The organism is Rhizobacter koreensis (assembly GCF_013366375.1).
GTDB lineage: Bacteria > Pseudomonadota > Gammaproteobacteria > Burkholderiales > Burkholderiaceae_C > Schlegelella_A > Schlegelella_A koreensis.
This window is the reverse complement of the sequence record NZ_JABWMJ010000002.1, coordinates 431,749-448,211: the sequence shown is the minus strand read 5'-3', so window position 1 is coordinate 448,211 and position 16,463 is coordinate 431,749. Positions and strand designations below refer to the sequence as shown.

Below are 16,463 nucleotides of genomic sequence, written 5' to 3'. Positions count from 1 at the left end.
GACGGCCCGACGCGGCCTGGCGAGCGGCCATGGTCGCCCAGATGCCGCCGCGGCAGCCTGGTCTGACCGATCAGTTCGGCCGTGCGGGCATCAGCCGCCGCGCGACGAGCAGGGCCGCAAGCGCGAGGCTGCCGAGCGCGAGGCCGCCCGGCGCCGGCAGCTGCCCGACATCGGCGACGTCGAGCCGCACGTTGTCGAACCACGCGAACGCGTTGGTCCCGAGCGTCTCCTGGCTGAGACGGATCGCGAGGCTCTGGCCGTCGAACGGCGCGACGAACCCGGTCGAGAGGTCGACGAAGGTGCCGTTGGGCAGCGCCGCGCCGGTGACGGTGGCGAGTGCGGCGCTGACGCCGTTCACCAGCAGCTCGATGCCGACGATGCCCGGCTGGTCGCCCTGCAGGTCGTCGCCCAGGCTCACGGTCAGCGTGTAGAGCCGGCCGGCGAGGGTGGTCGCGACCGGCGCCGTGGTGGTGAGCGTGCCGCGCCCGCCCGCATCGATCACCGCCGCCTGACCGCCGAGCGCGGTGCCGGGCAGCGGCGCGTTGTCGCCGTTGGTGCCGGGAAACTCGCTGCTTGCGGCGTCGATGACGTAGAAGTCTACGACGCCGGTCACGATTGCCTGGGTCCAGCCCGGCACCGAGTTCGCCGAGTTGCCGAGGCCGATGTCGCCGAGCAGGTCGGGGTTCTCGAACGAGAAGTTCGGCACCGCGATGGGTGCCGCGTGCGCTGCGGCCGCGAGGCCGGCGCACGCCAGCGCTGCCGCCAGCGTTCTGCACGGGATGTTCATGGGAGTGCTCCTGCGGCACGAACGGGTGCCGTACCGCGGCGCGGGGCGGCGCACGAAGCGCGGCTTTACCTCCGCGCCCCGTTGGCGTCAAGTGGCGATCGCACGTGGCGCCTTCTGCTCCGCGCCCGGCCCGGGCAGGAGGCGCTTGCCAGCGCCGCTCAGCGCATCCCTGCGGCGCTCGCCGCGCCCGGTGCGCTCGCGGCGTCTCCCGCGCCCGCGCCCGGCGCGCCCTGGGTCGCTTGCCCGCCGGCCGGGTCGGTCGCACCGCTCGCAGGCCGCTCGGTCGTCTGGCCTGCGGCGCCCGACGCGCTGCTGGAGGCGTCCGAGGCAGCGGCTCCCGGCGTGACCGGCGCCGCCGTGCTGCGCGTCGCACCGGCCGGCCCGCCGACCGGCGTCACCCGCCACAGCGTGTTCGACAGGTCGTCGGCAACGAGGAGGGCACCGCGCGGGTCGACCGTCACGCCGACCGGGCGGCCGCGCGTCTTGCCGTCGTCGCCGTAGAAGCCGGTGACGACGTCGACCGGGCTGCCGGCCGGACGGCCGTCGCGGAACGGGACGAAGATGACGCGGTAGCCGCTCGGCGGATTGCGGTTCCAGCTGCCGTGCTCGCCGACGAAGAGACCGTCGGCGAAGCGCGACCCCATCGCGGGCGTCGAGAACGCCAGCCCCAGCGCGGCGACGTGCGAGCCGAGGCCGAAGTCGGGCTTGATCGCGGCGGCGACCTTGGCCGGATCCTGCGGGCGCACCCGGGTATCGACGTTCTGGCCCCAGTAGCTGTACGGCCAGCCGTAGAAGCCGTTCTCGCGCACCGACGTCACGTAGTCGGGCACCAGGTTCGAGCCGAGCTCGTCGCGCTCGTTCACGGTGACCCAGAGGCGCCCGGTGCCGGGCTGGATGGTCAGCGCGGTCGGGTTGCGGAGGCCCGTCGCGTACGGCCGGTGCGCACCGGTCTGGGCGTCGATCTCCCAGACCATCGCACGGTCCAGCTCGGCCGCCATGCCGCGCTCCGTGATGTTGCTGTTGGAGCCGATGCCGACGTAGAGGAAGCGGCCGTCGGCGCTCGCCGTGAGGGACTTCGTCCAGTGGTGGTTGATCTGCGACGGCAGGTCGGTCACCTTGACCGGCGCGCCGGCGGCGGTGAACTGCCCCGGCTGGTAGTCAAAGCGGACCAGCGCATCCTGGTTGGCGACGTAGAGCCGGTTGCCGATCAGGGCCAGGCCGTACGGCGCGTTGAGATCCTTCGCGAACACGCTGCGCGACTCGTAGACGCCGTCGCCGTCGGCGTCGCGCAGCAGCGTGAGGCGGTTGCCGCCCTTCACGGGGCTGGTGCCCTTGGCCTTGATGATCCCGGCGATCACGTCCTTGGGCGTCAGCGCGGGCGCGCCGCCGCCGCGCCCCTCGGCGACCAGGATGTCGCCGTTCGGCAGCACCAGCGACTGGCGCGGGATCTGCAGGTCCGTCGCGATGGCGATGATCCGGTAGCCCTCGGGCACCTGCGGGCGGCGGTCGCCCCAGCCTGCGGGGTCGGCGATCTTCATCGTGGGAAGAAGGCCACGCTGCGGTTCGGGCAGCGGCGGGTCGGCGCCGTAGACCGGGGGCTCGGCGCCGCCCGAGCAGGCGACGAGCAGCGCCAGCGGGATGACCGCAAGGGCGAAGCGGGCGGGCGCCTTCATGGCCGCACCTCCACGCGATCGGTGGCGAGGCCGAGCCAGCTCGCCACCGCGATCAGAACGAAGACGACGACCGCGAGCACCACGCCTTCCGGCAGCGTCGCCGCGGCGTCCTTGGCGTGCATGAACGAGTTGACGAGGCCGAGAATCCAGCCGACCAGCAGCAGACCGCCGGCGAGCAGCGGGCGGCGTCGGCCGCGCTCGGCGCCGAGCAGCGCAATCACCGACCAGAGCAGCGCCAGACCGCTCAGCAGCAGCGCGCCGGCGTTGAGCCAGGACGCGAAGTTCTTCCACTGCACCTGGTCGCTGTTGGCGTAGGCGATGTCGCTCAGCAGCACGCCAAGGAAGAGCGGTACGCTGCCCGCGAACAGCAGGGCGCGCAGCGGATGGACCCAATCGTGGTGAGTCCGGCGAACGTCGTAGGTGGCAGTAGTCATGCGGGTTTTCCAGCAATCGAGGTGCCCGACGCGACGAGCGGTCGACGGGCCGGCTCAAGTCGTCGATGGCAGCGCCGATATGCGGGGCGAAGCTGTCCGAAGGCTTTGCGGCATCGGCGTCCGCCGGCCCCGCCCGTTTGCGTCACCGGAACCATCCCTTGAGAAATCTCGCGCTTGCCGCCGCCGCCTCGCTGGCGCTCCTTGCCACCTCGGCGCGTGCCGACGACCCGCACGTCGCGCTGCTGAAGAACGTCACCGGCACCATCGCCGTCCACCGCGGCGGGGCCAGCGTACCGGCGGTCTCGGGAATGACGCTGTTCGTCGCCGACCGGCTGGTGTCGAGCCCCGGTGCTTCGGCCGGCATCGTGTTCAAGGACGGCACGCTGCTGACGCTCGGCCCGGCCACCGAGGTGCAGGTGCGCGACTACGTGTTCAAGCCCAAGGAGGCGACCTACGCGTTCGACGTGTTCCTGGCACGCGGCAGCGCGGTCTACTCGTCCGGCAAGATCGGCAAGGTCGCGCCCGAGGCGGTGAAGGTCGGGACACCCACGGCGACCGTCGGCGTGCGCGGCACGCGCTTCATCGTCGAGGCGGAGTGACGGCATGACCCATCTCCGCTTGCTGCGCGCGGCGCGCCTGTTCGGGACGCTGCTCGGCGCCGCCTGCATCGCGCTCGCCGGCTGCGCCAGCGCGCCAGTGACCACCGGCCGCACGACCGTCATCCTGCTGCCCGACGAGGACGGCAAGGTCGGCGCGGTCACCGTCTCAGGCGACGGTGGCGCCCAGCAGCTCGACAGCGCGTTCAGCTCCACGAGCGTCGGCGGCGCCGCGCCGCGCAGCGCGCCGGCGGCCACCGAAGCAGCAGTCGACGCCGCTTACGCCGACCTGCTGAAGGCGCAGCCGCCGCGGCCGCGCACCTTCGTGCTGAACTTCCTGCTCGACCGCGCCGTGCTCACCGAGGCGTCGAAGGCGCTGCTGCCGGAGGTGCTCGATGCGGCCCGGCGCAGGAAGCCGACCGAGATCACGATCTTCGGCCACGCCGACTCGAGCGGCACCCGCGAAGGCAACCTCAGGCTGTCGGCCGAGCGCGCCCAGGTGGTGGCCGACTGGCTGCGCCGCAGCGACCCGGCGCTCGACCGCATCGACGTGCAGTACTTCGGCGACCAGGAGCCGCTGGTGCCCACGCGCCCCGGCGTTCCCGAGCCGCGCAATCGGCGCGCCGAGATCATGATCCTCTGACGGGCAGCGGCGATGTCGATGCAAGCGGTGATCGGCCGCACGGCCGAGCGACTCCCGCGGCGCGGGGCGGCGCTGCTCGCGACCCTCGGTCTGGGTGTCGCGCTGCTCGCGGGCGGGCTCGGCGCGACCGGCAGGGCGCCGGTCGCGACGCTCGACCGTGCGCTGCTCGACGGCGTGCTGCGCCACACCGCGTCGGGCGAGACCGCACGCGGCGTCGCGGTGGTCGACATCGACGACGTCAGCCTTTCCGCGGTCGGCCAGTGGCCGTGGCCGCGCTACCGGCTCGCCGCGCTGATCGAGCGCGTCGCCGCCGAGCAGCCGGCGGCGATCGCGCTCGACATCCTGCTTCCGGAGGCCGACCGCGCGTCGCTGACGACGGTGCGCGACACCTTCCGGCGCGACTTCGGCGTCGAGCTCTCGCTGGACGGCGTGCCCTCGGGCCTGCTCGACAACGACGGCTATCTCGCGGAGGTGGTCGCGCGGCGCGACGTCGTCGCCGGGCGCTACTTCTACTTCGACCACAGCGGCGCGAGCGCCGACGTTCCCGCGAGCGCAGCCATCGCCATCGAGGGCCGCGACGACCTGCTCGACCTCGACGTCGCGACCGGCGTGCTCGAGAGCGCCGGTCCGATCGCCGCGCGCACGCGCAGCGCCGGCTTCGTCAACACGCAGATCGATCCGGACGGCGTGCTGCGACGGGTGCCGCTGCTGATCGCGCACGGCGGCCGCGCCCATCCGAGCCTCGCGCTCGCGGCGCTGACGAAGGCGCTCGGTGTCGCATCCGCGCGTGTCGAGAGCGGCGCGAGCGGCCTCGCGCTCGTGGTCGGGCCGCATCGCGTGCCGATCGACGCCAAGGGCTACGCCACGCTGCGCTTCGCCGGCGGGCCCGAGCGCTACCCGGCGATTCCCGCGCTCGGGGTGCTCGACGGCAGCGCGCCGCTCGCCGGCCTGCGCGGCAAGGTCGTCTTCATCGGCTCGTCGGCCGCCGGCCTCAACGACCTCCACAACACCGCGCTCGACGCGCGCTTTCCGGGCGTGCGCATCCAGGCCGCGATGGCCGAGAACGTGCTGCGCGACCGCCACGTGCAGGTGCCGTCATGGCGCGGCAGCGCGGTGCTGGCAGCGTGCCTCGCGCTGGCCGCCGCGATGGTCGCGCTGTTCGTGCTCGGCAGCGGCATCGCGCTGCTGGTCGGCGGCAGCGTCGCGCTCGCAGCCGGCGCGCTCGCCGCGAGCGTCGGTCTCTATCTCGGCACCGGCATCTTCGTGTCGGGCGCCGCGCCCGCCGCCGTGGTGGCGGTGCTGTTCGTCGCGTTCGCGCTGGCGCGCTTCGGCCTCGAGCGGCAGCGTGTGCAGGCGGGCATGCGCGCGCTCGCCAACGCGCGCCAGGTGACGATCGAATCGATGGCCGCGGTCGCCGAGACACGCGATCCCGAGACCGGCGCGCACATCAAGCGGACCCAGCACTACGTGCGCGCCATCGCGAGCGAGCTGCGACGCGCCGGCCACCACCTCGACGTGTTGACGCCCGAATACATCGAGCTGCTGTTCCTGTCGGCGCCGCTGCACGACGTCGGCAAGGTCGGCGTGCCCGACCACATCCTGATGAAGCCGGGACGGCTGACGTTCGACGAGATGGAGCAGATGAAGCGGCATGCCGAGTTCGGTCGCTCGATCATCGGCAGCAGCGCGCGTCACATCGACGGCGACAACTTCCTCACCATCGCCGGCGAGATCGCGGCCACGCACCACGAGAAGTGGGACGGCACCGGTTACCCGCACGGGCTCGCCGGCGCGGACATTCCGCTCTCGGGCCGCATCATGGCGGTCGCCGACGTCTATGACGCGCTGATCAGCCGGCGCTGCTACAAGGAGCCGTTTCCTCACGCGGTCGCGACGAAGATGATGCGCGACCTGCGCGGCAGCACGTTCGATCCGCTGGTGCTCGACACGTTCTTCGCGATCGAGGACGAGATCGAGGCGATCGCCGCCCGCTACCGGGATGCGGAAGGCGACGAGCCCCACGCGAGTCTTGAGCTGCCGGCGGCCGAACGCGCCACCCGCGCGCCGCCGCGCCATTCACCGACCCGGCCCGCACCGCTGACCGCCACCGTGTGACGCTACGATCCGCGGCAACCATAAGGAGGGTGCCGTGAACGTGTTGCGCAAGCTGTTGATGGGTTGTGTGATCGGCGTCGCTGCGGGAGCGGCGACCGCAGCGCCGTACACCGGGGTCTACGTGTTCGGCGACAGCCTGTCCGACAGCGGCAACCTCGCGCTCGCGATCGGCGCGGACCCGGCACAGGTCGTCACGAGCAACGGCTACATTCCCGCGCGCCCGTACGCGTCGGGGCAGTTCACGAACGGCAACGTCTGGGTCAGGGCGTTCGCCAACGGCCTCGGCCTCGCCTCGTACGGCCTGCCGAGCCTTGCGGGTGGCGGCGACTTCGCGTTCGGCGGTGCGCGCACCGCCACCGACCCGCCCGGCTCGCCGCCGAGCCTGGCGACGCAGGAGGCGATGTTCCTCGGCAGCGTCGGCGGGGTCGCGCCGGGCTCGGCGCTCTACGTGCTCGCGGGCGGCGGCAACGATGCGCGTGATGCGCTGGTCGCGGCGGCGACGTCGGCCAACCCCGGCGCCGTGATCGCGGCCGCCGCCGCGGGCTTCGCGCAGACCATGGGTCTCCTGGTCGACACGCTGCAGGCTGCCGGCGCGGTCGACATCATCGTGTGGAACATCCCCAACGTCGGGCTGACGCCGGCGGTGCGTGCGCAAGGTGCGGGCGCGACCTTCCTCGCCGACCAGATCGCGCGGGCGATGAACGGAGCGCTGCAGGCGCGCCTTGCGCTCGAGAGCGAGGTGTCGGTGTTCGACCTCTATTCGCTGCAGAACAGCCTGGCGACCAACCCGTCGTTCTATGGTCTGACCAATGTCGCCGATGCGTGCGGCGCGGTCGCGAACTGCACGCCATCGAGCTATCTGTTCTGGGACGGCATCCATCCCACCGCGGCCGGCCACACCTGGATCGCGCAGGGCATGCTCGCGATCGCCGCCGTGCCGGAGCCGGCGAGCGCCGCCCTCGTGCTGACCGGTCTGCTCCTGCTCGGTGCGGGGCGGCGCGGCGCCGCCTCGCGCGCCTTGACACGCCCGCGGGCGTAGCGCGGCGAGCCCTCCGCAGCGCGCGTGAAGGCGCGCGGAACTTCGGCGCGCGAGCGTGGTCCGCTACGCATGACCGACCCGAACCTGCGGGGCCTGAGCGCACGGCCGTTCGCCTCCTTCCTTGGCCTTCCTGCAAGCGCGCGCCGTGCGTCGTCGCGGCCCTCGCGGTGAGAAAGGCACTCGTCGCCGGCGCGGTCGGCGCCGTGGTGGTGGCGCTCGCGGCGATTTTGTGGCCGCGCTCGCGCCCGGCCGAAGCCCCGCCCATCGCCGAGCCGGTGCGGGTCGAGCAGGCCGGGCGGCCGGCCGAGCCGGCGCCGCCCTCGGCGTCGGCGGTATCGGAACTGCCGATCCGCCACCCGATCGTCGCGCCGCCCGAGGCGCCGCCGAGCGCCGACGTGCGCGATGCGCTGGTCGACCTGTTCGGGCGCCGCGCGCTGGTGTCGATGTTCCAGAGCGACGACTTCGCTCGACGCTTCGTGGCGACGGTCGACAACCTCGCGCGCCGCCATGCGGCGTCGCGGCTCTGGCCGGTCAACCCGGCGCCTGACCGCTTCATGGTCGAGTCGCGGCCCGACGGCACCGTGATCGCGCCGGACAACGCGCTGCGCTACACGCCTTTCGTGCTGCTCGTCGAGACCGTGGACATCGACGCCGCGGTGGCGACCTACCGGCGCTTCTATCCGCAGTTCCAGCAGGCCTACCAGGAGCTCGGCTATCCCGGGCGCTACTTCAACGACCGACTGGTGGAACTGATCGATCTCCTGCTCGCGACGCCGACGGCGGACGGCGAGCTCAAGGTGCATCTGCCGCCGATCAACGGTCCGATCCGGCCCGAGCGCCCCTGGGTGCTGTACCAGTACGACGACCCGGCGCTCGAGGCGCTCAGCTCCGGCCAGCGCCTGCTGCTGCGCATGGGGCCGGTGAACGCGCGGCGCCTCAAGGCCAAGCTGGCCGAGGTGCGCCGTCTCGTCGCGTCGGATACCGACGTGGCCGCGCCCGCGTCCGGGGCGGCTTCCCGATGAGCGAGAGCCTCGCCGCGCTCGGCGGCTCGCTCGCCTGGCCGCTCGCGGTCGCCCTCGCCTGGGTGGTCGGCGAGGCGGGTCACCGCTGGACGGGCCTGCCGCGCATCAGCCTCTACGGAATGGTCGGCTTCGTGCTCAGCGGCGCGCAGCTCGGGTTGCTGACCGAGCCGTCGGACGGCACGCTGCTGCTGGTCGCGAGCGCGGCATTCGGCCTCATCCTCTTCGAGTTCGGCTACCGCGTGAACCTGCGCTGGCTGCGCACCAACCCGTGGATCGGCGCGACCGGCCTGCTCGAGGCGGCGACCACCTTCGTCGCGGTCGGCACGGTGGCGTGGCTTGCCGGCATGCCGACGCTGAGTTCGCTGCTGCTCGCCTCGCTTGCGATGTCGACCTCGCCGGCGGCGCTGATGCGCGTCGTCAACGAGGAACGCAGCTCCGGGCAGGTCACCGAGCGCGTGCTGCACCTGGCGGCACTCAACTGCGTACTGGCGGTGCTCGCCTTCAAGCTGATCGTCGGCGTCTGGGTGTTCGACACCTCGGGCAACGTCTGGCGCGCGCTCTCGAGCAGCGTGCTGGTGCTCGCCGTCTCGGCCGGCCTCGGCGTCGCCTTCGGCGTCGCGGTGCCGGCGCTTCTGCGGCGCTTCGGTCGCACCGGTCCCGACGCGACGGTGGCGATCGCGATCGGCGTGATCGTGCTGGTGGCGGTCGCGCACGCGTTTCGCTTCTCGCCCGTGGTCGCCGCACTGGCGTTTGGTCTGACCGCTCGCCATCGGCGCGTCGCCCTCAACCAGGCCCAGCGCAACTTCGGCGCGCTCGGCGACCTGCTCACGGTGGTCCTGTTCGTCTACGTCGCGACCACGATCGACTGGCAGCGCGCCTGGGCCGGCCTCGGCCTCGCGTTCGCGATCATCGCGGTGCGCCTTCTCAGCAAGACGCTGGTGGTCGGCACGCTCGCACACGTGAGCGGCACGACCTGGCGCAAAGGCTTCCTCACCGGTGTCGCGCTCACGCCGATTGCCGTGTTCGCGGTGCTGATGCTGGAACAGACGCGCTTCCTCGGCGTCGATCTCATCGACCAGCTCGCGCCGCTCGCCGCGATGACGCTGGTGCTCGAGCTGATCGGGCCGGTGGTCGCGCAGCGCGCGCTGGTGCTCGCGGGCGAGAGCGCCGACGATCGGGAGGTCCACTGATGGCGCTCGAGCCGTTCAAGAGCTCCGAGTCGCTCACGCTCGGCGTCGAGCTCGAGCTGCAGCTCGTGAGCCTCAGCGACTTCGACCTCGTCGACGCGAGCCCCGACATGCTCGAGGTGCTCGGGCGCCGGCCGTTTCCCGGCAACGTGGTGCCCGAGATCACCGAAAGCATGATCGAGGTGTCGACCGACGTGCACCGCGACCACGCCGGGCTGCTCGCGCAACTGCGCGAGATCCGCGATGCGCTCGTCGGCGCCGGTGATCGCCTCAACGTCGGCGTGTGCGGCGGCGGCACCCATCCGTTCCAGGAGTGGGGCCAGCGGCGCATCTTCGCCAAGCCGCGCTTTCGCGAGGTGTCGGCGCTCTACGGATACCTCGCCAAGCAGTTCACCATCTTCGGCCAGCACATCCACGTCGGCTGCACGTCGGGCGACGAGGCGCTGTTCCTGCTGCATTCGCTCGGCCGCTACATCCCGCACTTCATCGCGCTGGCGGCGTCGTCGCCGTTCTTGCAGCGCCACGACACCCGCTTCAACTCGGCGCGGCTCAACTCGGTATTCGCGTTTCCGCTCAGCGGGCGGGCGCCGTTCACGCTGAGCTGGCACGACTTCGAGACGGGCTACTTCGCGCGCATGGCGCAGACCGGCATCGTCGGCAGCATGAAGGACTTCTACTGGGACATCCGGCCCAAGCCCGAATTCGGCACGATCGAGCTGCGCGTGTGCGACACGCCGCTCGCGGTCGAGACTGCCGCGGCGCTGGCGGCGTACCTGCAGGCGCTGTGCGGCGAGCTGCTGCGCGGCGGCGCGCCGGCACCCGCTGAAGACGACTACCTCGTCTACAACTACAACCGCTTCCAGGCCTGCCGCTTCGGGCTCGACGGCATGGTGGTCGATCCGCGCAGCTACGAGAACCGGTCCCTGCGCGACGAGATCCGCAGCACCGTCGAGGCGTTGCAGGCGGCCCCCGGCGCGAGCCGTTCCGACGCTGCGTGGGGGCATCTGCTCGGCGTCGCGCAGGCCGGCAGCGACGCCAGCTGGCTGCGCGAGCAGTTCGGCTCGAGCGGCAGTGCCGAAGGCATGGTCGACGGCGCGCTCGCGCGCTTCCGCGGGCTGCGCTGACGGCGCCGCTCAGCGCGCCGACGGCATGGGAGCCGGCGCCGCAGCGGCGTCCGGGCGCGGCGGTCGGCGGCGGTAGTGCCACTGCAGCGCCAGGTTGATCGCGACCGATGCCAAGTTGATGACGTAGAGCCAGAACACCGGCTCGACCGCATCGAGATCGATGCCCGCTGCAGCGGCGAGCTTGGCGCTCGCCCCGGCCGCGTAGCCGCAGAGAATGATCGCGGTGAACGCGCGGCCCTGGCCCTCGGCACGCCGGCGCACCAGCATGCGCAGCGTCGCCACCGGCCAGGCGATGCCGAAGCACACCAGCATGAGGGCCTCCAGCAGGCTCGCGGGCGAGAGGTTCGGCAGGAGTTCGGCGACATCCACGGCGGTTCTCCTTCGGCAAGGCCGACGCGCCCGCAGCTCGGCGACGGGCGGCGCGGCGTCGCCATGTTCAGCCTTCGGGGCGGCTGCGGAATCGCGCGAATTGGGGGCGAACGTGACCGCGGACGTGCGGCCCGTGCGTGCTGGAAGCGGGTGCCTGCGGAGCCGGCGGCGTCGATGCCGCGAGCGAGCGGTGGGTGCGGCGAGCGCTTCGGTCCGCGCCCGGGTACCGTTGCAGCCCTCGCATCCCGGAGCGCCCGATGACCGACCCCTACACCCCGCCCAAGGTCTGGACGTGGAACAAGGCCAGCGGCGGCCAGTTCGCCAGCATCAACCGGCCGGTCGCCGGGCCCACCCATGAGAAGGAGCTGCCGGTCGGCCGGCATCCGCTGCAGCTGTACTCGCTCGGCACCCCCAACGGGGTGAAGGTGACGGTGATGCTGGAAGAGCTGCTTGCACTCGGCCATGCCGGCGCGGAGTACGACGCCTGGCTGATCCGCATCAACGAGGGCGACCAGTTCGGGAGCGGCTTCGTCGCCGTGAACCCCAACTCGAAGATCCCGGCGCTCGTCGATCGCAGCGGGCCCGAGCCGGTGCGCGTGTTCGAGTCGGGTGCGATCCTCGTCTACCTGGCCGAGAAGTTCGGCGCCCTGCTGCCGCCCGACGGTGCGGCGCGCGCCGAGTGCCTGTCGTGGCTGTTCTGGCAGATGGGCAGCGCGCCGTTCCTGGGCGGCGGCTTCGGCCACTTCTACGCCTACGCGCCCGAGAAGATCGAGTACGCGATCGACCGCTACGCGATGGAGGTCAAGCGCCAGCTCGACGTGCTCGACCGGCGCCTCGGCGAGAGCGAATACCTTGCCGGTGCCGCGTACACGATCGCCGACATCGCCGTCTGGCCCTGGTACGGCGCCTTGGCCAAGGGCCAGCTCTACGGCGCGGGCGAGTTCCTCGACGTCGCGAGCTACACGAACGTGGGGCGCTGGGCCGACGCGATCGCGCAGCGGCCGGCGGCGCGGCGCGGCCGCATGGTCAACCGCACGTTCGGCAACCCGGCGAGCCAGCTCCACGAGCGGCACGACGCGAGCGACTTCGAGACGCGCACGCAGGACAAGATCGGCACTGCCGGCTGAACCGATGCACGCCGGCGCACGCGCCGCACCCGCGAGAACCCGCATGACCATCACGCTCTACGACTGCGCCACCGCGCCGAGCCCGCGCCGTGCCCGCATCCTGCTCGCCGAGAAGGGCGTCGCCCACGCCACGGTCGCGGTCGACCTGCGCAGCGGCGAGCAGTTCGGGGACGCCTACCGCCGCATCAACCCGCAGTGCACGGTGCCCGCGCTGCGCATCGACGACGCCGGCCCGGTGCTCGCCGACAACGCGGCGATCACCGCATGGCTGGAAGCCGAGTTCCCGGAGCCGCCGCTGCTCGGCCGCACGCCGCTCGAGAAGGCCGAGGTCGCGAGCTGGAACTGGCGCGTCGAGTTCGAGGGGCTGCTCGCGATCGCGGAGGCGATGCGCAACCGCGCGCCGTCGATGGCGAACCGCGCGCTGCCGGGGCCGGTCGATCACCCGCAGATCCCGGCGCTCGCCGAGCGCGGGGTGCGCCGCGTCGAGCAGTTCTTCGTCGCGCTCGACACGCACCTCGCCGGCCGCGCGTTCATCGCGACCGACGCTTCAGCGTCGCCGACATCACGGCGGTGGTCGCGGTCGATTTCGCGCGGGTGGTGAAGATCACCCCGGGCGACGCGCATCCGCACCTCGTGCGCTGGCGTGCCGCCCTGGCGAATCGGCCGTCGATGTCGCTGTAGCGGCGCGGTCCGCCTGCCGGGGAGCGGCCCGCGCCCCTCCGCTACGATGCTCCGTCTCCCGGTCCAACCACCACCCGATGCGGATCCTGCTCGTCGAGGACGACAAGGTGCTCGCCGACGCGCTGTCGCGCGCGCTGGTGCAGTCGGCGCACGCGGTCGACATCGTCGGCACCGGCGAGGAAGCCGACCACGCGCTACTGCTGGGCATCCACGACCTCGTCATCCTCGACATCGGCCTGCCGGGGCTCAGCGGCCTCGACGTGCTGCGGCGCCTGCGCGCGCGCCGCGCCACCACGCCGGTGCTGATGCTGACCGCGCTCGATTCGCTCGATGACCGCGTGCGCGGGCTCGACCTCGGCGCCGACGACTACCTCGCCAAGCCGTTCGACCTGCCGGAGCTCGAGGCGCGCGTGCGCGCGCTGCTGCGGCGCGGCGCCAACTCGACGCCGTGGCTCGAGCATGGCCTGCTCAGCTTCGACACCGTCGGGCGGCGTGTCTTCCACGACAAGCGGCCGGTCGAGCTCTCGCCGCGCGAACTCGCGATGCTCGAGCTGCTGCTGATGCGCGCCGGCCGCGTGGTCAGCAAGGAGCAGATGGCCAACCACCTCTACGGCTGGGGCGAGGAGGTCGCCGACAACGCGATCGAGGTCAACATCTACCGCCTGCGCAAGAAGCTCGAGCCGCTCGGCTGCGAGATCCGCACCGTGCGCGGCATGGGCTACCTGATGGATCGGGTCGGTGAAGGCGCCTGAGCCGCGCCTGCAGCGCAAGCTCCTGGCGTGGCTGCTCGGGCCGCTGGCGGCGCTGCTGGTGCTCGACACCGGCGTCGCCTACTGGAACTCGGTGCGCTTCTCGAACCTCGCGTACGACCGTGCCCTCTTCGAGATCGGCCGCGAGATCGTGCTGCACGTGCGTGCCGAGCCGGCCGGCCCGCGCCTGGACCTGTCGGATGCCGCCGGCAACATCCTGCTGCGCGATCCCGACGACCTGCTGTACTACCGCGTGGTCGCGACGGACGGGCGCCTGCTCGGCGGCGACCCCCAGATGCCGCAGCCGCGCAACGGCGCCGCCGCCGCGTCGCCGCGGCCGGCCCGCTTCTACGAGGACGTGGTGCACGGCGAGCCGGTGCGCATGATGGTCGCGTGGCTGCCGGTCGGCAGCGCGGCGGCGCCGACGCAGGTCCGCATCCAGGTGGCCGAGACGCTGCACAAGCGCACCCGCTTCGCGTGGGAGATGGTGGCCAACGTGGTGCTGCCGCAGGTGCTGCTGATCGTGATGGCGACCGCCGTGGTGTGGTTCGGCGTCTCGCGCGGCCTGCAGCCGCTGCAGCGTCTGCGCCGCGCGGTGTCGGACCGTTCGCACCTCGACCTCAGCCCGATCGCGACCGACGACGTGCCCGGCGAGGTGCGGCCGCTGGTCGACGAGGTCAACGAGCTGATGGCGCGCCTCGGCCGCACGTTCGACTTCCAGAGCCGTTTCGTCGCCGACGCCGCGCACCAGCTGAAGACGCCGGTCAGCGGCCTCAAGGCGCAGATCGAGCTCGCCTTGCGCGAGACCGATCCGGAGCGCGTGCGCCACTCGCTAGCCCAGCTCTACATCAGTGCCGATCGGCTTTCGCGGCTGGTGCGCCAGCTGCTCTCGCTCGCGCGCAACGAGCCCGGCGCGCTCGACGCGATGCAGCTGCACCCGGTCGACCTCGACGCGTGCGCGCTCGAGGCGAGCATGGAGTGGGTGCCGGAAGCGATCCGCCACGAGATCGACCTCGGCTTCGAGGGTGCCGGCGAGCCGCTGATGATCGACGGCGACCCCGACCGCCTGCGCGAGCTCATCAACAACCTCATCGACAACGCGATCCGCTACAGCCAGCGCGGCGGCCGCGTCACGGTGCGCACCGAGAAGACCGCGGCCGACCAGTGCCGGCTCGGCATCAGCGACGACGGTCCGAGCATTCCGGTCGAGGAGCGCCAGCGGATCTTCGAGCGCTTCCATCGCCTGCTCGGCAGCGGACAGGACGGCAGCGGCCTCGGCCTCGCGATCGTCAGCGAGATCGCGACGCTGCACGGCGCGCGCATCACGCTCGAGGAGGACACCGACGGCGTCGGCAACACCTTCAGCGTGTTCTTCCGCCTGCGCAGCAGCTGAGCGAGCGCGGCTGTCAGGCGGCTGTCAGGTGAGCGACAACCTCGCGACAGCGCGCCGGAAGGAAGGCGTCAGAACAGGTTCTTAGTCTTCGCGGCGATCCGAGCCAGTCCGGCTCCGACGTTCGAGGAGACCCCATGTCGTTCCTGTCCACCCCCGAGTTCTGGATCGCGCTATCCCAGATCATCCTCATCAACATCGTGCTGAGCGGTGACAACGCGGTCGTCATCGCGATGGCCTCGCGCTCGCTCTCGCCGTCGCAGCAGAAGAAGGCGATCCTCTTCGGCAGCGTCGGGGCCATCGTGTTGCGGATCATCCTGACCTTCTTCGCGGTCTACCTGCTGACGCTGCCGTACCTCAAGCTGGTCGGCGCGGCGCTGCTGTTCTGGATCGGCGTGGGCCTCCTCAAGGGCGACGACGGCGAAGAGGAACTCGAAGGCCATTCGAGCCTCGCCGCGGCGATCAAGACCATCGTCGTCGCCGACCTCGTGATGAGCCTCGACAATGTCGTCGGCGTCGCCGCCGCGGCCAAGGGCAACGTCCCGCTGCTGGTGTTCGGCCTCGTGATCAGCATCCCGCTGATCATCTTCGGCAGCACCATCATCCTCAAGCTGATGGGGCGCTTCCCGATCATCATCACGCTCGGCGCGGCGCTGCTCGGCTGGGTCGCCGGCGAGATGGCGGTGAGCGACCCGTCGATCGAGGCGTGGACCACCTCGCATCACGCGCTGCACACGATGGTTCCGGTGATCGGCGCGATCGCCGTCGTCGCCATCGGCAAGTGGCTGACGAGCCGGCAGCAGCAGCTGCATGCGGCCGACCAGACCGCGGCTTGAGGAGGCCAGCATGAAGCGCGTCCTCGTCCCCGTCGATCCCACCCAGCCGGCGCGCACGCGCTCGGCGATCGAGCAGGTCGTGCGCATGGCGCGTGACGAGCCGCTCACCGCGTGCCTGTTGCGCGTGCAGCCGAAGGTGTCGGGCCACGTCTCGATGTTCTTCGACCCGCGCGAGCTGCGCGAACTCCAGCAGACCGCCGGCGCCGAGGAGCTCGAGCCGGCGCGCGCACTGCTCGAGGCGGCCGGCGTGCCGTGCACCTGCACGGTGCTGGTCGGGCGCAGCGCGCCGACCATCGTCGCGGCGGCGCGCGACCTCGGCTGCGATCGCATCGTGTTCGCCAAGGAAGAGCCGAGCCTCGCCGCGAGCCTGTTCGGCTCGCTCGCCCATCAGGTGCGCCAGACGCTCGGAAGCGCGGCCGACCTGCGCGTGATCGGGTCCTGAGCGTCGGCCGTTCGGCCCTCGGCCCGTCGGCGGCAGCGTCGGCGGGCCGTTCGTTCGTGCGAGCGGCCGATCAGGCGCGGCGGCGCGTCGCTCCGTCGGCATCCGAGGCGACGGCACGCGTCGCTCGCGATGGTCTCGACGATCGCGAGCGCGCGCGGCGAAATGCCGCAGCGCCGTCCTCGGCCGCGCGGGCGGCCGGCGGGGCGGCTTCTATCATCGGGCTGGTCTTTCCGGATGCTGCTGCCGTGC

At 72.1% G+C, this 16,463-nt stretch carries 15 protein-coding genes and 2 pseudogenes; 13 read left to right on the top strand and 4 right to left on the bottom strand.

Annotation, left to right across the window (positions count from 1 at the left end; genetic code table 11):
- Window positions 1-70: 70 nt before the first annotated feature.
- From HQN59_RS05860 to HQN59_RS05850, 3 genes and pseudogenes are all read right to left on the bottom strand, one after another.
- Entirely contained in the window at window positions 71-787 is a 717-nt protein-coding gene (locus HQN59_RS05860) for a hypothetical protein (protein WP_176067019.1), read from the bottom strand.
- Window positions 788-1,176: 389 nt separating this feature from the next.
- Window positions 1,177-2,460 (bottom strand): annotated as a pseudogene (locus HQN59_RS05855) (PQQ-dependent sugar dehydrogenase); the annotation flags it as partial.
- Entirely contained in the window at window positions 2,457-2,894 is a 438-nt protein-coding gene (locus HQN59_RS05850; RefSeq protein ID WP_176067016.1) for a DUF2231 domain-containing protein, read from the bottom strand. The pseudogene HQN59_RS05855 and the gene HQN59_RS05850, both read right to left, overlap by 4 nt.
- Before the next feature lie 158 nt (window positions 2,895-3,052).
- Between HQN59_RS05850 and HQN59_RS05845 the strand changes: the two genes are divergently transcribed.
- From HQN59_RS05845 to HQN59_RS05815, 7 genes are all read left to right on the top strand, one after another.
- Window positions 3,053-3,493: a FecR family protein gene (locus HQN59_RS05845; protein WP_217703856.1), complete on the top strand. Its 441-nt coding sequence runs from the start codon at window positions 3,053-3,055 to the stop codon at window positions 3,491-3,493.
- Window positions 3,494-3,497: 4 nt separating this feature from the next.
- Window positions 3,498-4,133 carry an OmpA family protein gene (locus tag HQN59_RS05840; RefSeq protein WP_176067012.1) on the top strand — a complete coding sequence of 212 codons (636 nt, stop codon included), beginning with the start codon at window positions 3,498-3,500 and terminating at the stop codon, window positions 4,131-4,133.
- A 12-nt stretch (window positions 4,134-4,145) separates the two neighbouring features.
- Window positions 4,146-6,248 carry a CHASE2 domain-containing protein gene (locus HQN59_RS05835; RefSeq protein ID WP_176067010.1) on the top strand — a complete coding sequence of 701 codons (2,103 nt, stop codon included), beginning with the start codon at window positions 4,146-4,148 and terminating at the stop codon, window positions 6,246-6,248.
- Window positions 6,249-6,282: 34 nt separating this feature from the next.
- On the top strand, window positions 6,283-7,287 hold the full coding sequence (locus HQN59_RS05830; RefSeq protein ID WP_176067008.1) for an SGNH/GDSL hydrolase family protein: 1,005 nt from the start codon (window positions 6,283-6,285) through the stop codon (window positions 7,285-7,287).
- A 167-nt stretch (window positions 7,288-7,454) separates the two neighbouring features.
- A complete protein-coding gene (locus tag HQN59_RS05825) occupies window positions 7,455-8,309 on the top strand; it encodes a DUF3014 domain-containing protein (protein WP_342451131.1) in 855 nt (284 codons plus the stop codon).
- Window positions 8,306-9,499 (top strand): cation:proton antiporter, encoded by a 1,194-nt coding sequence (locus HQN59_RS05820; RefSeq protein WP_176067006.1) that lies wholly within the window; start codon window positions 8,306-8,308, stop codon window positions 9,497-9,499. The genes HQN59_RS05825 and HQN59_RS05820 overlap by 4 nt, the downstream gene beginning before the upstream one ends.
- Window positions 9,499-10,620: a YbdK family carboxylate-amine ligase gene (locus HQN59_RS05815; protein ID WP_176067004.1), complete on the top strand. Its 1,122-nt coding sequence runs from the start codon at window positions 9,499-9,501 to the stop codon at window positions 10,618-10,620. The genes HQN59_RS05820 and HQN59_RS05815 overlap by 1 nt, the downstream gene beginning before the upstream one ends.
- Before the next feature lie 9 nt (window positions 10,621-10,629).
- Here the strand turns inward: HQN59_RS05815 and HQN59_RS05810 are convergent, their stop codons facing one another.
- On the bottom strand, window positions 10,630-10,989 hold the full coding sequence (locus HQN59_RS05810) for a hypothetical protein (RefSeq protein ID WP_176067002.1): 360 nt from the start codon (window positions 10,987-10,989) through the stop codon (window positions 10,630-10,632).
- 257 nt (window positions 10,990-11,246) lie between these two features.
- Between HQN59_RS05810 and yghU the strand changes: the two genes are divergently transcribed.
- The 6 genes and pseudogenes from yghU (at window position 11,247) to HQN59_RS05780 (ending at window position 16,214) form a co-directional block, all read left to right on the top strand.
- Window positions 11,247-12,116: a glutathione-dependent disulfide-bond oxidoreductase gene (gene yghU / locus HQN59_RS05805; RefSeq protein WP_176067000.1), complete on the top strand. Its 870-nt coding sequence runs from the start codon at window positions 11,247-11,249 to the stop codon at window positions 12,114-12,116.
- Between the two features lie 43 nt (window positions 12,117-12,159).
- Window positions 12,160-12,797, top strand: a pseudogene (locus tag HQN59_RS05800) (glutathione S-transferase family protein).
- 77 nt (window positions 12,798-12,874) lie between these two features.
- Window positions 12,875-13,549 carry a response regulator transcription factor gene (locus HQN59_RS05795; protein WP_176066998.1) on the top strand — a complete coding sequence of 225 codons (675 nt, stop codon included), beginning with the start codon at window positions 12,875-12,877 and terminating at the stop codon, window positions 13,547-13,549.
- On the top strand, window positions 13,536-14,939 hold the full coding sequence (locus HQN59_RS05790; RefSeq protein WP_176066996.1) for a sensor histidine kinase N-terminal domain-containing protein: 1,404 nt from the start codon (window positions 13,536-13,538) through the stop codon (window positions 14,937-14,939). Before HQN59_RS05795 ends, HQN59_RS05790 begins: the two co-directional genes overlap by 14 nt.
- 134 nt (window positions 14,940-15,073) lie before the next feature.
- Complete coding sequence (locus HQN59_RS05785; protein WP_176066994.1) at window positions 15,074-15,772, top strand: TerC family protein; 699 nt, start codon at window positions 15,074-15,076, stop codon at window positions 15,770-15,772.
- 10 nt (window positions 15,773-15,782) lie between these two features.
- Window positions 15,783-16,214, top strand: coding sequence for a universal stress protein (locus tag HQN59_RS05780; protein WP_176066992.1), 432 nt, complete (start codon window positions 15,783-15,785; stop codon window positions 16,212-16,214).
- The last annotated feature ends 249 nt before the right edge of the window (window positions 16,215-16,463 follow it).